This window comes from Arthrobacter sp. Sr24 (assembly GCF_054511175.1).
The window spans coordinates 79,465-94,360 of record NZ_JBTNDB010000008.1 but is presented as its reverse complement, the minus strand read 5'-3'; the positions used below and the strand labels follow the sequence as shown (position 1 = coordinate 94,360).

The following is a 14,896-nucleotide window of genomic DNA, read 5'->3' as shown; positions in this document are numbered from 1 at the left end:
GGCTATCGCGGACGGGATGATTGCCAGTATGCCCCGATTCGCACCCCGTGTCAGCAATTTTCTGTCACGACTTTATTCACTAGAGACCATGCTTAGGACAGCGCCTGACCCTTGCGCCAGTAGCCCATGAACGCCACAGCGTTTCGGTCCATGCCCACATCACGCACCAGGTATCGGCGCAGATCTCGAATGGTGGCAGCTTCTCCGGCGATCCAGGCGTAGAGGCCATGGCCTGCCGCGCCAGCCGGGGTCTCCCAGAGGATCGCGGCGTCGATATCCACTTCTTCGGGCTCTTCACCTACATCGCATGCCGCCGGAGCAATGAGCGATCGCACTGCCCCAGATAAAGCCTCACCATGCGGCATGCTGCCCCGAGCCAGCCACCTAATTTCAACGTTCGCTGGGGTGGAGATGTCCAGAAAATCTGCGTTCGTGGGAACTTCCAGCACAGCATGACCGCTGATGTGAGGTGGCAGGGTTTCTAGAATGGCGGCAATTGCAGGCACCGCCGTCTCATCTCCCACGAGCAGTACGCGTTCCGCCGCACCGGGCGCAAACTCGATCCCCAAGCAGTCGCCCCACCGCGCGCACGGACCAACGAGCAGCAGGGCATCCCCGGGGGCAGCGGAGGCGGCCCACTCGGCAGCCGGACCCGAGCCACCACCAAGGTGCAACACAAAATCAATGTCCATTTCCGCCGGGACGGCAGGCGAATTGGTGCAAGCGGGAACAGCCCGGCGAAGGCTGCGGACGGTGTAAGTGCGCATCACGCCACGGACCGATTCATCGAGGCCGCGCCACGTTTGGTACCAGTCGTCTTGCAACGAACCGCGAATATTACTGAACTCCGGCAGCGCATGGCCCGGCGACGGAATCATGATCTTCACGCGCAGATCCAGCGTTTCACCGACAGCGTTGGCACCAAACAAATCTAGGTCTGCGCCGGTCAGAGTGATACGCCGGAAGTGTTCGCTCAACTGCTGCACAGCACTGACTCGCAAATCGAAGACCCGCATGGGCTTGATTGGATCCGTTTCCGAAGAAATGGTCTCGTTTTCCAAGATTGCCGAGCTCATGCCTGCACTCCTTCTACTGCGGAAAGTTCTTGTGTGATCAACTCGGGGAATGACGGCTCTGAGACTGTCCGCTCCTGGCCGGGCGGTTCTGAGGCAGATAAGCGCTGCGCCGCTGCGTCAGCCAGCAGCGCAGCCCGCCGACCCACCGGCACCACCATGGGGGTGCCCACCACAGGATCAGGGACCACCACCGACTCGAGTCCAAATACTTCTTGCACCAGCTCAGCGGTCAACACTTCAACCGGTACGCCCTGCGCCACAATGTCGCCGTGCTTCATGGCGATCAAATGATCGGCGTACCTGGCCGCCAGATTCAGGTCGTGCAGCACAATGGCTACTGTGATGCCGCGGCGGGCGTTGAGCTCTGACACCACATCGAGCACCTCTACCTGATGCGCCAGATCAAGGTAGGTGGTGGGCTCATCCAGCAGCAACACATCGGTTTCCTGAGCCAGCGCCATGGCAATCCAGACCCGTTGGCGCTGCCCTCCGGAGAGCTCATCAATGCTTCGGTTGGCAAGTTCAGCCGTGCCTGTGACATTCAGCGCAGCGGCCACGGCGTCGTCGTCGGCCGCGTTCCACTGGCGGAACCAGCCCTGGTGCGGGCTGCGGCCGCGCCCCACCAGATCAGCCACACTGATGCCGTCCGGCGCGGTAGGAGTCTGCGGCAAAATGCCGAGTTTGCGGGCCAGCTCGCGGGTCGGAACCTTATGAATATCCGTCCCGTTGAGATGGACGACGCCGGAACTTGGCTTGAGCAGTCTGGCCAATCCGCGTAGCAACGTAGATTTACCACAGGCGTTGGCGCCCACAATGATGGTCACCTTTCCAGCAGGCAACTCAACGTTGAGGTTCTCAACGATGGAACGGTCGCCGTAGCCCAAGGACAGCTCCCTGGCAGATAATTCGCTGCCAGCTACTTCAGAGTAGGTCGCTCCACTGGCGAAGGACTCGCGGGCAGACGGTGCATCAGCACGTTCAGGACTAGTCGCAGGGCGCATTTCAGCCTCCTTGATTGGAACGGTTGGTGGAAATGAGCAGCCACAGCAGGAACGGCGCACCGAGTGCACCGGTCACCACACCCACGGGCAAAGACGTTCCGGGGATGGCATTGACGGCAAGAAAATGAGCGGCCAGCACAATGCCGGCACCTACCAGGGAGGCGAGTGGCAAGCTGGCCACTCCCCCGTTCAGCCGCTTGGCAATGGGCCCTGAAAGGAACGCCACAAAGGCAATGGGACCGGCCGCAGCCGTGGGAAAAGCGGCCAACAGGACGCCAAGAATCAAGAGCAGCAGCCGGGCACGCTGGACATTAAATCCGAGCCCGGCGGCGGTGTCGTCACCCAGAGCCAAGCCGCCCAATTCGCGGGACCCCAAGGCCACCAGTGGCGCCAGCACCAACAGCACCACGGCCAGAATGCCGAACCGTTCCCAGTTCGCCGAGTTCAGCGATCCGGTCAGCCACACCATGATTTCCTGCGCATTAGTGACGTCCGCCCGGGACAGCAGGAACGTGATGGTGGCCTGCATGAACGCCGCCGCGCCAATGCCAATCAGGATCAGCCCCATGCCACCACGCCCACGCGCCAGCAGCGAAATGAGCAGGGCCACGAGCAGCGCGCCGATGATGGCGGCCACCGAAAGACCCACACCGCGCAGCCCAAAAATCACAAAACCTACCACCGCGGTGGCGCTGGCACCATAGCTAATACCGATGATGTCCGGACTGGCCAGCGGGTTGCGCAGCATGGTCTGGAAAATGGCTCCAGCCGCACCGAACGAGGCCCCGGCCAGCAGCCCCAACAGCGCTTGCGGCAACTTATTTTCCATCACGATGAAGCTGGCGCCGGGAATGGTTTTCCCGCCCACCATGGCGAAAAAGTCGGGGATGGTGACCGTATAGCTGCCCAGCAGGACGTTGATGGCCAGCAGAGCAAAGACCACCACGCCCATGGCCCCCATGAGGAATGTTCGACGCCGACGAGGCGCCTTCCGCTGTTCGCGCACCCACGCGCCAGTGGCAGCTTTCACGACAAGGCTCATAGCTCGGCCTGCTTTCCGCGGCGAACCACGGCAATGAAGACGGGGGCCCCAATCAAGGCTGCAAGAATGCCAGCCGGCACCTCACCTGGTAGCAGGACAACGCGGCCAACCACATCGGCCAGTAGCAGCACCGTGGGTGCGGCGAGCAGAGACAACGGCAGCAGCCAACGGTAGTCGGCTCCCACCAATCCACGCAGCAGGTGCGGAACCACCAACCCAATAAAACCAATAGGTCCCGCTAGAGCGGTGGCGGATCCGCACAACAGCACAATGCCAATAGCTGAAATTCCCCGCCCCAGACCGGGTCGCTGACCGAGCCCGCGGGCCATGTCATCACCGAGCGCCAGAGTATTCAGGAGCTTGCCAGCACCCACCAGAATCACCACGCCCACGGCCACAAAAGGCAGTACGGCCAGGACGGATTCCCAGGATTTCCCAGCCAGGGCACCCACCTGCCAGCTGCGGAACAGCTCCAACGAATCCTGGCTCGAGACCAGCATGGCGCTCATGAGCGATCCCATGCCTGCGGCCACGGCTGCGCCAGCGAGCGCAAGCTTCACGGGGGTGGCCCCGCTGCGCCCCAGACTAGCCACCGCATAAACAACGACGGCGGCAACAGCGCTACCAGCGAAGGCGAACCAGAGGTAGCTGGAGACTCCGGCGGCACCGAAGAAGAAGATCCCAGCCACCACGGCCAGTGCCGCTCCAGCGTTGACACCCAAAATGCCAGGATCCGCCAGCGGGTTGCGTGCCACACCTTGCATGGACGTGCCGGCCAGCCCCAGCGACAAGCCCACAACAAGCCCGGCCACGGTCCGCACTAAGCGCGAATACACCACGGCGTGGTCCCCATTGCTGGGGTCAAAGTTGAACAGCGCATCCACTACCGTGACTAGCGCAATATTGCGCGCGCCAACCGCTAGAGACAGCGTCACCGTGAGCAACAGGGCAGCAACAAGTACCGAGAGCCACACAACGCGGCGTCCAACGCCACCAGTTTTCGTGCTGGCAGCTACCCCTCCTGTGGTTACCCCGGCGGCAGTGAGGGAAGGCACTGACGCCGTGACCGGCGTCGTACCTTCCATCGCTGCAACTGGCGCTTTAAGCACTGAAGTAAGGACCTACGCCTTGTCGGCTGCGGCGCCGAGCAGAGGGAGGAACTTATCTAGGGTCCAAGGCAGGCTCAGCGGTGAGGCGGCGGAGACGGACAAGGTGAGGGTGTTATCCGAGTCTGCAACGAACGCCCCGGACTTGACGGCAGGAATTTGACCCAACAGCGGGTCGGACATAATGGCTGCCTTGGTTTTCTCATCGGGAACCCAGCTGATGAACACCTGCGAATCAAGCTCGTTGGCCTTTTCTGCAGACCACGGGATGAAGAACCCTGTGGCAGCTTTCTCTGCTTCAACCACAACAGGCGCGAGCTCCATGCCGATACTGGTGAGGAACTTGGGGCGGTTGTCTCCGGAAAGGTACACGTTCACACCATCGCTCTTGGCGGGCTCCAGATTGCCGTAAATGAAGGTCTTTCCCTTGATGGAGGGATACTTTGCGGCCTGCTCGGCAATGGACTTTTCCGTGGCCGAGATGAGTTCCTTGGCAGCAGCGGACTTGCCTAGTGCGGCACCAATCATGGTGGTGGAATCCTGCCATGAAGTGCCATAGGCAGTCTCCGGGAAGGCGATGACGGGGGCAATCTTGCTCAGCTTGTCGTAGTCTTCCTGCGTCAGGCCCGAGTAGGCAGCCAAGATGACATCCGGAGTGGTCTTGGCGATCTCGGTGAAGTTCACGCCGTCCACCTCCGAGTACTGGACCGGGGCCTTGTCACTCCCAATGCTTGCACCGGCCTTTTCCAGGGCGGCGTCCTTCCACGGGGTGGAACCCTGCGCGTTTCCGCCCCAGTCGTTCGTGGGCATGCCCACCGGAATGACACCCAAAGCAATGGCAACATCGTCATTGACCCAAGACACCGTGGCGACGCGCAGCGGGGCTTTTTCAATGACGGTTTCGCCGTAAATGTGCTTGATGGTGACCGGAAAGGTGTCTGCCGAGGCCTGGGTCGTCTGCGGATCAGAGCCGCCAGTGGCACCCGTGGAACAGCCTGCAAGGCCAACTCCCAATGCCGCTACAGAAGCAAACAGACCCAACTTCAAACCCTGACGACGTGAAAATTCCAATGCATTTCCTAACGGTGGCCCCAGCGAACACTCACCCCAGTTAGGCAAGCCTTAGCTACATTACGGCATTTAAATCCCATTAGGGAACACTTTGCTGCCCTATTTGAAGTTTTAGGTCATAAACCTAGGCTTTGGTGGCCAGAAAATAGGAAACCAAGTGATTAAATGTGACCAGCGTCACCTTTTCGCTGGGTGTACTTCCACTCGACTGAGGGCCCAACGAATTCCGCCCCCGCCTCTCACATCCACGCCCGTAAGACCGGGGCGGAAGTGGAGCGGGGGCGGAAGCGGAGTGGGAGCGTCTAGCGCTTCGGGCCAGCAGGGTCACCAGGGGCAGCCAGCAGGGTCACCGGGATCGGCAGGACCAACGGGGCCGACTGGATGGATGGAGGACCAGCGGGCTCGCTGACTGCTCAGGCTGACTACTTAGGCTGGCGGGCGGAGCGTCCAATGCTGCTCATCCAAGCGCTGAACCAGTTTTCGGCCGACGCGCGCAAGGTCCGATACATCCTTGCGATCCAGCTGATCGAAGATGAGTTCCCGCACAGATTCCACGTGCGCGGGGGCCATGTCCTGAATGAGCTTCACGCCAACCTCGGTAATAGCAGTCTGCGTTACGCGCGCATCCTCAGCATGCACGGAGCGCTCCACCAACTGGCGAGTCTGCAACTTCTTCGCAACATGAGAAAGTCGCGAGAGGGACGCGCTAGTGCGGGCGGCCAACTCACTCATCGGCAGAATCCCGCCCTCCGCCTCGGACAGCATGGCAAGGACGTTGTATTCAAAAAGGGACAATTTGGCAGCCTGCTGGAGCGGGGCCTCAAGTGCACCTGGCAGCAAGGTGGTGATGGCCAGTACCGCCAACCATGCGGCTCGCTCTTCGTCATTTAACCAGCGCGGTTCCAACTCAGTCATGGCCCATCTTTTCACGAATTTACGCCTTAGCGACCGTTTATCAAATTTTTACTTGACACTTCAACCAAATATGCTTAGGCTTTAGTTGTAGCTTCAAGTAAAAGACTTCCAGCCATTCATTAGAAAGCAGGACCATCATGAACACCATCACCATCATCGGTACCGGAAACATGGCACGCGGCATTGCAACCCGAGCACTTGCGGCTGGGCGGAATGTTGAACTTTTGAACCGCGACGCAGACAAGGCAGCCGCAGTGGCCGCCGAGTTCGGCACTGCCGCTGCGGGAACGCTCACCTCGGGCACCGTAGGTCAGGCTCCCGCCGGCGACATCGTAATCCTGGCCCTGCCGTTCGATGCCGCCAAGGAAGTTGTCAGCTCCTATGGTTCAGCTCTTGCCGGCAAGACCATTGTTGACATCACCAACCCCGTAAACTTCGAAACCTTCGATTCACTGGTTGTTGCCCCCGGCAGCTCCGCCGCTGAAGAGATCGCCGCACTGACACCCGGCAATGTGGTCAAGGCCTTCAACACGACGTTCGCTGGCGCCCTGGTTGCCGGCGAAACACAGGGTCAGGTCTTGGACGGCTTCATTGCTGGCGACGACGCCGACGCAACCGCAGCCGTAGCCTCCCTCATGACCGACGCAGGCATGCGTCCCATCACGGTTGGCGCACTCAAGCGCTCACGTGAACTGGAAGGTTTCCAGTTCGTAGTCATGACCCTCCAGGCCAACCCCGCCTTCGAAACCTTCAACTGGAACACGGGCCTGAAGATCGTCGGCTAATACCGATAATCCCCACCCTCGAAATCGAGGTGACACTTAACGTTGATGTTCTTCAAGATCATCAACGTTAAGTGTCACCTCGATTTCTTGGTTTGCCGTCACAAGCGGGGCCCACGAACGCGAGGGCCCCGCTGTGAGCTGGCGAGCTGTGAGCTGGCGAGCCGTGAGCTTGCGAGCAGCGGGAGCGCTTGGGGACTATGCGTCCACCGGACGTGTAGGGGCGCTTCCGTTTCCGAAAGGTGAGCCACCCAGTGACTGCCGGCCGTGCGCCGTCGTCCATCCTGAAGTGTCCGGGCCTAGCGGGACAACTTGAGTGGGGTTCAGATCGGTGTGGACAATGTAGTAGTGCGCCTTGATCTGCTCAAAGTTCACGGTGTCCCCGAATCCGGGCGTCTGGAACAGATCGCGGGCGTAGGCCCACAGCACGGGCATCTCACTGAGCTTGTTCCGGTTGCACTTGAAGTGCCCGTGGTAGACGGCGTCGAAGCGGACCAGGGTGGTGAAGAGGCGGACATCGGCCTCGGTGATGGAATCGCCCATCAGGTAGCGCTGCGTGGCCAGACGCTCCTCGAGCCAGTCGAGGGCAATGAAGAGGCGCTCGTAGGCGGCGTCGTAGGATTCCTGGCTGCCAGCAAAACCGCAGCGGTACACGCCGTTGTTGATCTCGGTGAAAATGCGCTTCATGACCGGAGCCATCTCCTCACGCAGGGCTTCCGGGTACAGATCCGGGGCGCCCTCGCGGTGGAACTCTGTCCATTCCGTAGAGAAATCGAGCGTGATCTGCGGGAAGTTATTGGTCACGACTGCGCCAGTGGGCACATCCACTATGGCCGGAACCGTGATCCCGCGTGAGTAGTCGGGTGCCCGTTTGAAATACGCGTCCTGCAACCGCTCAATCCCCAGAACGGGGTCAACGCCGCCTTCGTCGAGGTCAAAGGTCCAGGAGCGGACATCGTGCGTGGGGCCGGTGACGCCAATCGAGATGGCGTCTTCAAGTCCCAGCAGCCGCCGGACAATGGTGGAGCGGTGCGCCCACGGGCAGGCACGGGACACCACCAAACGGTACCGCCCAGCCTCCACGGGGTAGCCATCTTCGCCATCTCGCGTAATGCGGGTTTCAATGTAATTAGAATCCCGATTGAACTCTGCCCCGGTGACGTAGGCTCCCTTTGTGCTGAAATCTGAATTCGAAGTGTCCATAGGGCCAGCCTAGGACACGATTCACGCGCGCCGCGCTTTACGTGACAAATGCACCTTGCATATGATCAACAGGCACCAGGTGAACGATCCACAAGAACGCCACCAACAGTGAGGACCCACCCATGGCGGAGCAAAAACTTACCATGACGCATCAGGACAGCAGTCGTTTTGACTACGAACCGGCCGGTCAGACCGGCAATGCCATGGTCGAGTTCCAGGGTGTCAGCAAGGTCTTTCAAACAGGCCAAGCAGCCGTTGACAACCTCAATCTAAGCATTGAACAGGGCAAGATTACCGTCTTCGTGGGCCCATCGGGCTGCGGCAAAACCACGTCTCTGCGCATGATCAACCGCATGGTGGAGCCCACTTCGGGCGTTATCACCGTGGACGGGTGTGATGTGAGCACCACCGCCGCCCACGAACTGCGCCGTTCCATGGGCTACGTCATGCAACAGGCCGGACTGCTCCCGCACCGCACCGTCATCGAGAACATTGCCACCGTGCTGCGCCTGAACAAGGTGCCGCGCACGCAGGCCAAAAAGCGTTCCCTCGAGCTGCTTGCCACCGTTGGCCTGCCTGCTTCGATGGCCGATCGTTACCCCAATCAGCTTTCTGGTGGGCAGCAGCAGCGCGTTGGAGTTGCCCGCGCGCTGGCCGCCGATCCGCCCGTTTTGCTCATGGACGAGCCCTTCTCCGCCGTGGATCCGGTGGTCCGTGCCGAGCTCCAGCAGGAGTTGTTGCGGTTGCAGCGCGAGTTGGCCAAGACCATCATTTTTGTCACCCACGACATCGACGAGGCCACCATCCTCGGCGACCGCGTAGCCGTTTTTGCCACCGGCGGGCGCGTGGCCCAGTATGCTCCCCCAGAGGAAATTCTCCGCGCCCCCGTGGATGATTTCGTGGCCAACTTTGTGGGCCGCGATCGCGGTTTCCGGCGCCTGTCCTTCAGCGATGGCGAGTCCGTACCCATCCATCCGGCGCCGCTGGCGGGCGCGCCGCTGGCCGACATTCCAGGTTCGGCCACCGCAGGGTCCGCCACCGGGAAGTACGACGACGGCGCTCACCTTGTCAGCGCATCGGGGGCTTGGGCGCTTGTTGTGGATGGTGACGGCAGACCGCAGGGCTGGCTCGCCCCGGGCGCCGAAGGATCAGGCGCCCAAGGATCAGGTACCGAATCATCAGGTACCCCAGAACCAACTGAACCTCAGCTGATCCCCGGCGGTTCCCTCTTCCGCGCTGGCGATCCCTTACGCAACGCCTTAGACGCGGCGTTATCTTCGCCGTCCGGGCTGGGAGTTGCCGTGGACAGCGAGGGGCGAGTGACCGGCGTCGTGCATGCCCAAGAGGTCCTGGCAGCCATTGAATCCACGCGCGAAAGCCGAAACTGATGCAGTGGTTTCTGGCCAATCTGGACCAGGTATTCAACCTCGCCGGGTACCACCTGATTCAGGCGATCGTTCCGCTGGTGCTCGGGGTCATTGTCGCGGTCCCGTTGGCGCAACTGGCGCGTGTCAACAAGGTGGCTAGCGGCGTCATTTTGTCCGTAGGATCGCTGCTGTATACGGTCCCGTCGCTGGCCCTGTTCGTCATCCTGCCGAGCATTCTAGGCACCCGAATCCTGGACTTCACGAACATCATCGTGGCCCTGACCATCTACGCTGTGGCACTGCTGGTCCGCTCCACGCTCGACGCCCTAAACTCGGTCGATGACACCCTGCGGCAGGCGGCCACGGCCATGGGATACCGTCCCGTGCAACGCTTCTTGAGCGTGGATCTACCCCTGTCCATCCCCGTACTTTTCGCCGGGCTGCGCGTCATCTCGGTCAGCAACATCTCACTGGTCAGCGTAGGTTCGCTCCTCGGCATCCCCAGCCTGGGCTTCCTGTTCACCGACGGCCTGCAGCGAAATTTCCCCACCGAAATTGTGGTGGGCATTGTGGGAACCCTGGTCTTAGCGCTGCTCATGGACGTGGTGTTGGTGGCCCTGCAAAAGCTGCTGACGCCCTGGCTCCGCAGCACTAAATCCACCAGCCGCACCGGCTCGGCAAGCCCTTCCAACACGTCAAGCACTTCCAGTACTTCCAGTACTTCCAGTACTTCAAGCACGACGGCGGGGGTGTCAGCATGAGCCTTCCCCCAGCTTCCCTTCCACTCACCACCTACACCACCACGGACCCGTTCAGCCAAGGTTGGCAGTGGCTCACTGACCCTACCAATTGGCAGGGTCCTCTGGGCGTTCCTGCCCGGGTGGTGGAACACCTCGGTTACTCCGGGCTGACCCTGCTGATCTCCCTCGTCATTGCCGTGCCCATTGGACTGTACGTTGGGCACACGGGCCGCGGACGCGGCGTGGTGGTTTCCCTAGCGGGCATGCTGCGCGCACTGCCAACTCTGGGCATCATGACGCTGTTTGCGCTGCTCGCCAGCTCAGCGTTGTCTCTCATGCCCGCCATTTGGTCTCTGGTGCTACTGGCGGTGCCACCGATTTTGACAGGCACCTACGCCGGGATCGCCGCCGTCGACCGTCAAATTGTTGATGCCGCACGCAGCATGGGCATGACCGAGCGGCAGATCCTCTTCAGCGTGGAAGTTCCCAACGGGCTCGCGGTCATGCTGGGCGGGCTCCGCTCGGCCGTGCTGCAGATCATTTCCACGGTGGCCGTGGTGGCATTTATCAGCCTTGGCGGGCTGGGACGCTATATTATTGACGGCCTAGCAGTGCAGGATTACGGTCAAGTATTAGGTGGTGCCGTGGTGATTGCCGTCTTCGCCATAACCATTGACGGCTTGTTAGCCCTGCTGCAGCGCACCGTAGTTTCACCCGGTTTACAGAGCGCCAAAACGGCGCCAGAGCAAAATGCTCCTGCTCTCCCAACAGTTTCTTGAACGATGTCTAGCAATTCCCCGAGTTACAGGAGAAACACCATGAACAAGATTTCCATGCCGACCCGCCGCGCAATTCTTGGAGCAGCCGCAGGACTCTCCGTAGCCCTCGCCGTCACGGCGTGTGGCGGTGGCGATCCTTTGGGCACCAGCAGCTCCGCCGGCGGCGAATCCGGTTCCGGTTCCGGTTCCGTTGTGGTGGGCTCGGCGAACTTCCCCGAGAACGCCATCCTGGCCGAAATTTATGCTGGCGCCTTGAACGCCGCTGGCGTCACTGCCACCACTAAGCTGAACATCGGCGCCCGTGAGGTCTACTTGAAGGCCTTGGAAGACGGATCCATTGATGTGGTCCCTGAATACACTGGCAATCTATTGGGTTACCTGGATGCGAGCAACACCATTGTTGACGGCCCCGGCATTCTGGCAGCACTGCCGGAGAAGATGCCCGCTGGTCTGAGCGTCTTGGAAGCCGCCGCCGCGGAAGATAAAGACGCCATTGTGGTGACCCCTGAAATTGCCGCCAAGTACAAGCTGACCTCCATCGCGGATCTGGCGCCGGTGTGCGGTGAGCTGACGCTCGCTGCGCCGTCGGAATTCCAGACCCGCCCGTACGGTTTGCCGGGACTGAAGACGCTCTATAACTGTGTCCCCAAGGACTTTAAGGCGTTCAGTGCCAGCAGCGAGGCCCTGAACCTCAAAGCGCTGCTGAACAATGAGGTCCAAATGGCCGATATTTTCACCACGTCCCCTGAAATCACCGCCAACAACTTGGTGGTTCTTGAAGATCCCAAGGGTCTGATCGGCGCCCAGCAGGTGCTGCCTATCATCAAGACGGACAAGTTCAACGAGGCTGGCACCACCGCCTTGAACAACGTCTCCAAGCAACTCACCACGGATGACCTGATTGCCTTGCGCACACAGGTTGAGGGCGATCAAAAGATGGAACCCAAGGCCGCTGCGGCTGCGTGGCTCAAGGACAAGGGCATCACTAAGTAAGGAGCTTTCTATGGCCGCCGCGAACAAGCCGGAGACTGTTGATGTTGTGGTGCTCGGCATGGGACCGGGTGGGGAATCGGTAGCAGGCGAGCTGGCCACCGCCGGTCTGTCCGTGGTGGGCGTGGAGGCCAGACTGGTGGGCGGAGAGTGTCCCTACTACGGCTGCATCCCCTCCAAGATGATGATTCGCGGCGGCAATGTGGTGGCTGAGGCGCTGCGCATTCCTGGCCTCGCCGGCACCGTGGAGGTCACCCCGAATTTCACCACCGTGGCAGGGCGCATCCGCTCCGAGGCGACCGACAACTGGGATGACAACGTCGCGGCCAATCGCTTCACCGAGACGGGCGGCCGGCTGGTGCGCGGCACCGGCCGGCTCACCGGCCCCCGTGAGGTCACCGTTTCCATGCCCGACGGCGGCCAGCTCACCTTCCGTACACGCCTCGCCGTGGTGCTCAACCCGGGCTCGAATCCTGTTGTACCGGACGTTCGGGGGCTTGCTGGGACACCGTTCTGGACCAACCGGGAAGCTGTGCAGGCTGCGAGCGCGCCAAAGTCATTGATCGTGTGGGGTGGCGGACCCATTGCGGTGGAGCTTGCGCAGGCGTTCACACGTTTTGGCACCAAGGTGACCATGGTGCTCCGTAGCTCACAACTCATCTCCAAGGAGGAGCCGGAGTCCGCCGAACTGCTCGCTGAGGTGTTCCGTAATGAGGGCATCAAGATTCTGCGGAACAAGGAGGTCGCCACAGTTTCGCATTCGCGCGGCCGCTTCCGAGTCCATTTGGAAAACTCCGCCACCTCTGCATCCGCTGGTGCACCGTCTGCCGGCCCCAGACTGTCGGCGGAGAAATTCTTGGTGGCCACCGGGCGAACCCCGGCTTTGGCTGAACTTGGTTTGTCCAAAGCTGGCATCAAGGTCAAGAAGAAAGACGCTCCCACCGTTGATGAGCACCTGCAACTAGCCGACGGCCTGTACCTGATTGGTGACGCCGTAGGAGCTGGGGCGTTCACTCACATGTCAATGCATCAGGGAAATATTGTTACCGGCCACATCCTTGCCCTGCACTCAGAGCAGCCGGAGCGGGGCGTTGCGGATAATCACGCGGTGCCTCGAGTGACGTTTACCGATCCGGAAATTGGGGTGGTCGGTATGACGGAACAGCAGGCGCGGGACGCTGGCCTTACTGTGCGGACCGGTTTCTCCCCGTTGGGCGATTCTACGCGCGGCTGGATCCATAAAGCAGGCAATCAGGGCTTCATCAAGGTCGTGGAGGATGCCGATTCCGGTGTCCTCGTGGGCGCCACATCGATGGGGCCCATGGGCGGAGAGGTGCTGTCCATGCTGACGTTGGCAGTGCATGCTCGCATTCCTGTCGCCACGCTGCAAAGCATGATTTACGCCTACCCAACGTTTCACCGGGCTATCCCGGACGCCCTGCGAGCGCTCAAATAGCTGGCGCAGGAGGCGAAGGGCGTGGCATCCTTCGCCACGACAAACGGCACTACCGCCACCGACCCCATCGCCACCACCGACCTCACTGACCTCACTACCGCCGCCGATAATGGAGAATGCCGTCGATATTTTGACGGCATTCTCCATTATCGGCGGCATTTGTCGGGTGAGGCCAGCCCAGCCCACCTCAGCCCAAGATCACTTTCCTGACGGCGGCGCTGAGCAGCATGGCCCGGCCCGCGGTGGCCCCTTCTTCTTGCCGGGCTGGCACGTAGCCGAATCCGATCCCGTACAGCGGATCGGCGTAGCCCAACGATGCGTTCGCGCCCTCATGCCCAAAGGCTGCGGAGCTGCCAAAGTCCATGCGCGGATGTGATTTCATGAATGTCACGGCGAAGGCACTCGTGTTGCAAAATACTCGATCAAGGCCCCACACCTGTTCTTCGCTCATCAGCGCAATGGTCTCGGGTGTCAGGTAGGGCTCCAGCCCATCGATCCCGGTGATGGCTCCTGCGTAGACCCGGGCCAATCCGTCGGCCGATCCCACTCCAGCACCGCTGGTGCTTCCACCGGCCCGCACACTGCGGAGGTTGGGCATGCTGAGGAGATTTCCGGCCTGCACATTCCCGGAGATGCCAGCAATGGAGAGCGGATCAAAAAACGCTGGCGCGGGTTGCTCGTCAAAGAGCACGGGTCGGAATCTTGACTCAAGAGAGTCGGGCAATCCTAGGTACATATCGGCGGCAAACGGTTCACGAATACGGCGGTTGTACACGTCCTGTAGACGCTCTCCCGTGATTCGGCGGCACAGCTCTTCTAGGAATACGCCCATGGTTAGGGCGTGGTAGCCGAAAACACCGCTGCCGGGGCGCCACATCGGCGCCATCGCGGCCAACCGGTCCGCCACCATCGGCAGATCGTTGTATTCCTCCATGGCGAAACCGCCCGGTACTCCCACCAGCCCGGCTTGGTGGGATAGCAGCTGACGCACAGTGACGGATTCTTTGCCCTGCTGCGCAAACTCAGGCCAATAACTGGCCACTGTCGCGTCCAAATCCACCAACCCGTCCTGCACCAACAGGCTAAATGCCAAGGCCGCAACGCCCTTGGAACAAGAAAAAACGCCGGTCAGCGAGGCGGGCGCGGAATCCGGACCTCCCGATAAGTCCAGCACCCGCTCACCGCCCACGTACACTGCGAGCTGCGCACTATAGCGAGGATCGGCCTCGAGCATGGTCTCGAAAAGCTCCCGGACGGGGGCGAACTGGGGAGCGGCGAAGCCTTGAGTGGGTGAATTCATGGTTCCACTGTAGGCAGTGGCCGGTGCGGTGCCGCGCATTTACTCCCCCACGCCGCAAAAAATCGCGT

The 14,896-nt window shown here is 61.1% G+C and carries 14 protein-coding genes; 6 read left to right on the top strand and 8 right to left on the bottom strand.

The genetic code is table 11. The features are described 5' to 3' along the window. Window positions 1–92 precede the first annotated feature (92 nt). The 6 genes from ACX80D_RS07765 to ACX80D_RS07740 form a co-directional block, all read right to left on the bottom strand. Window positions 93–1,076 carry a siderophore-interacting protein gene (locus tag ACX80D_RS07765; protein ID WP_459322068.1) on the bottom strand — a complete coding sequence of 328 codons (984 nt, stop codon included), beginning with the start codon at window positions 1,074–1,076 and terminating at the stop codon, window positions 93–95. Further along, entirely contained in the window at window positions 1,073–2,077 is a 1,005-nt protein-coding gene (locus ACX80D_RS07760; RefSeq protein WP_459322067.1) for an ABC transporter ATP-binding protein, read from the bottom strand. The genes ACX80D_RS07765 and ACX80D_RS07760 overlap by 4 nt, the downstream gene beginning before the upstream one ends. A 1-nt stretch (window position 2,078) precedes the next feature. Then, entirely contained in the window at window positions 2,079–3,119 is a 1,041-nt protein-coding gene (locus ACX80D_RS07755) for a FecCD family ABC transporter permease (RefSeq protein WP_459322066.1), read from the bottom strand. Continuing rightward, window positions 3,116–4,228, bottom strand: coding sequence for a FecCD family ABC transporter permease (locus ACX80D_RS07750; RefSeq protein ID WP_459322065.1), 1,113 nt, complete (start codon window positions 4,226–4,228; stop codon window positions 3,116–3,118). Before ACX80D_RS07750 ends, ACX80D_RS07755 begins: the two co-directional genes overlap by 4 nt. A gap of 12 nt (window positions 4,229–4,240) precedes the next feature. After that, window positions 4,241–5,296, bottom strand: a complete 1,056-nt coding sequence (locus ACX80D_RS07745) for an iron-siderophore ABC transporter substrate-binding protein (RefSeq protein WP_459322064.1) — start codon at window positions 5,294–5,296, stop codon at window positions 4,241–4,243. 426 nt (window positions 5,297–5,722) lie between these two features. Beyond that, entirely contained in the window at window positions 5,723–6,211 is a 489-nt protein-coding gene (locus ACX80D_RS07740) for a MarR family winged helix-turn-helix transcriptional regulator (RefSeq protein WP_459322063.1), read from the bottom strand. 137 nt (window positions 6,212–6,348) lie between these two features. On the opposite strand from ACX80D_RS07740, the gene ACX80D_RS07735 reads away from it, so the two are divergent. Beyond that, the gene (locus ACX80D_RS07735; RefSeq protein WP_459322062.1) at window positions 6,349–6,996 is read left to right on the top strand and encodes an NADPH-dependent F420 reductase; all 648 of its coding nucleotides are present in this window, start codon (window positions 6,349–6,351) and stop codon (window positions 6,994–6,996) included. 195 nt (window positions 6,997–7,191) lie between these two features. On the opposite strand, the gene ACX80D_RS07730 is transcribed toward ACX80D_RS07735, so the two are convergent. Further along, entirely contained in the window at window positions 7,192–8,196 is a 1,005-nt protein-coding gene (locus ACX80D_RS07730) for a glutathione S-transferase family protein (RefSeq protein ID WP_459322061.1), read from the bottom strand. 203 nt (window positions 8,197–8,399) lie between these two features. Between ACX80D_RS07730 and ACX80D_RS07725 the strand changes: the two genes are divergently transcribed. The 5 genes from ACX80D_RS07725 to ACX80D_RS07705 are packed head-to-tail and all read left to right on the top strand — an operon-like array spanning window position 8,400 to window position 13,528. Then, window positions 8,400–9,584: an ABC transporter ATP-binding protein gene (locus ACX80D_RS07725; protein ID WP_459322120.1), complete on the top strand. Its 1,185-nt coding sequence runs from the start codon at window positions 8,400–8,402 to the stop codon at window positions 9,582–9,584. Next, a complete protein-coding gene (locus ACX80D_RS07720) occupies window positions 9,584–10,324 on the top strand; it encodes an ABC transporter permease (protein WP_459322060.1) in 741 nt (246 codons plus the stop codon). The genes ACX80D_RS07725 and ACX80D_RS07720 overlap by 1 nt, the downstream gene beginning before the upstream one ends. Continuing rightward, on the top strand, window positions 10,321–11,082 hold the full coding sequence (locus ACX80D_RS07715; RefSeq protein ID WP_459322059.1) for an ABC transporter permease: 762 nt from the start codon (window positions 10,321–10,323) through the stop codon (window positions 11,080–11,082). Before ACX80D_RS07720 ends, ACX80D_RS07715 begins: the two co-directional genes overlap by 4 nt. A 39-nt stretch (window positions 11,083–11,121) precedes the next feature. Beyond that, entirely contained in the window at window positions 11,122–12,075 is a 954-nt protein-coding gene (locus tag ACX80D_RS07710) for an ABC transporter substrate-binding protein (protein WP_459322058.1), read from the top strand. 10 nt (window positions 12,076–12,085) lie between these two features. Continuing rightward, a complete protein-coding gene (locus ACX80D_RS07705) occupies window positions 12,086–13,528 on the top strand; it encodes a dihydrolipoyl dehydrogenase family protein (protein ID WP_459322057.1) in 1,443 nt (480 codons plus the stop codon). A 187-nt stretch (window positions 13,529–13,715) separates the two neighbouring features. Here ACX80D_RS07705 and ACX80D_RS07700 read toward each other — a convergent pair whose 3' ends face one another. Then, on the bottom strand, window positions 13,716–14,828 hold the full coding sequence (locus tag ACX80D_RS07700; protein WP_459322056.1) for a serine hydrolase domain-containing protein: 1,113 nt from the start codon (window positions 14,826–14,828) through the stop codon (window positions 13,716–13,718). Between the last annotated feature and the right edge of the window lie 68 nt (window positions 14,829–14,896).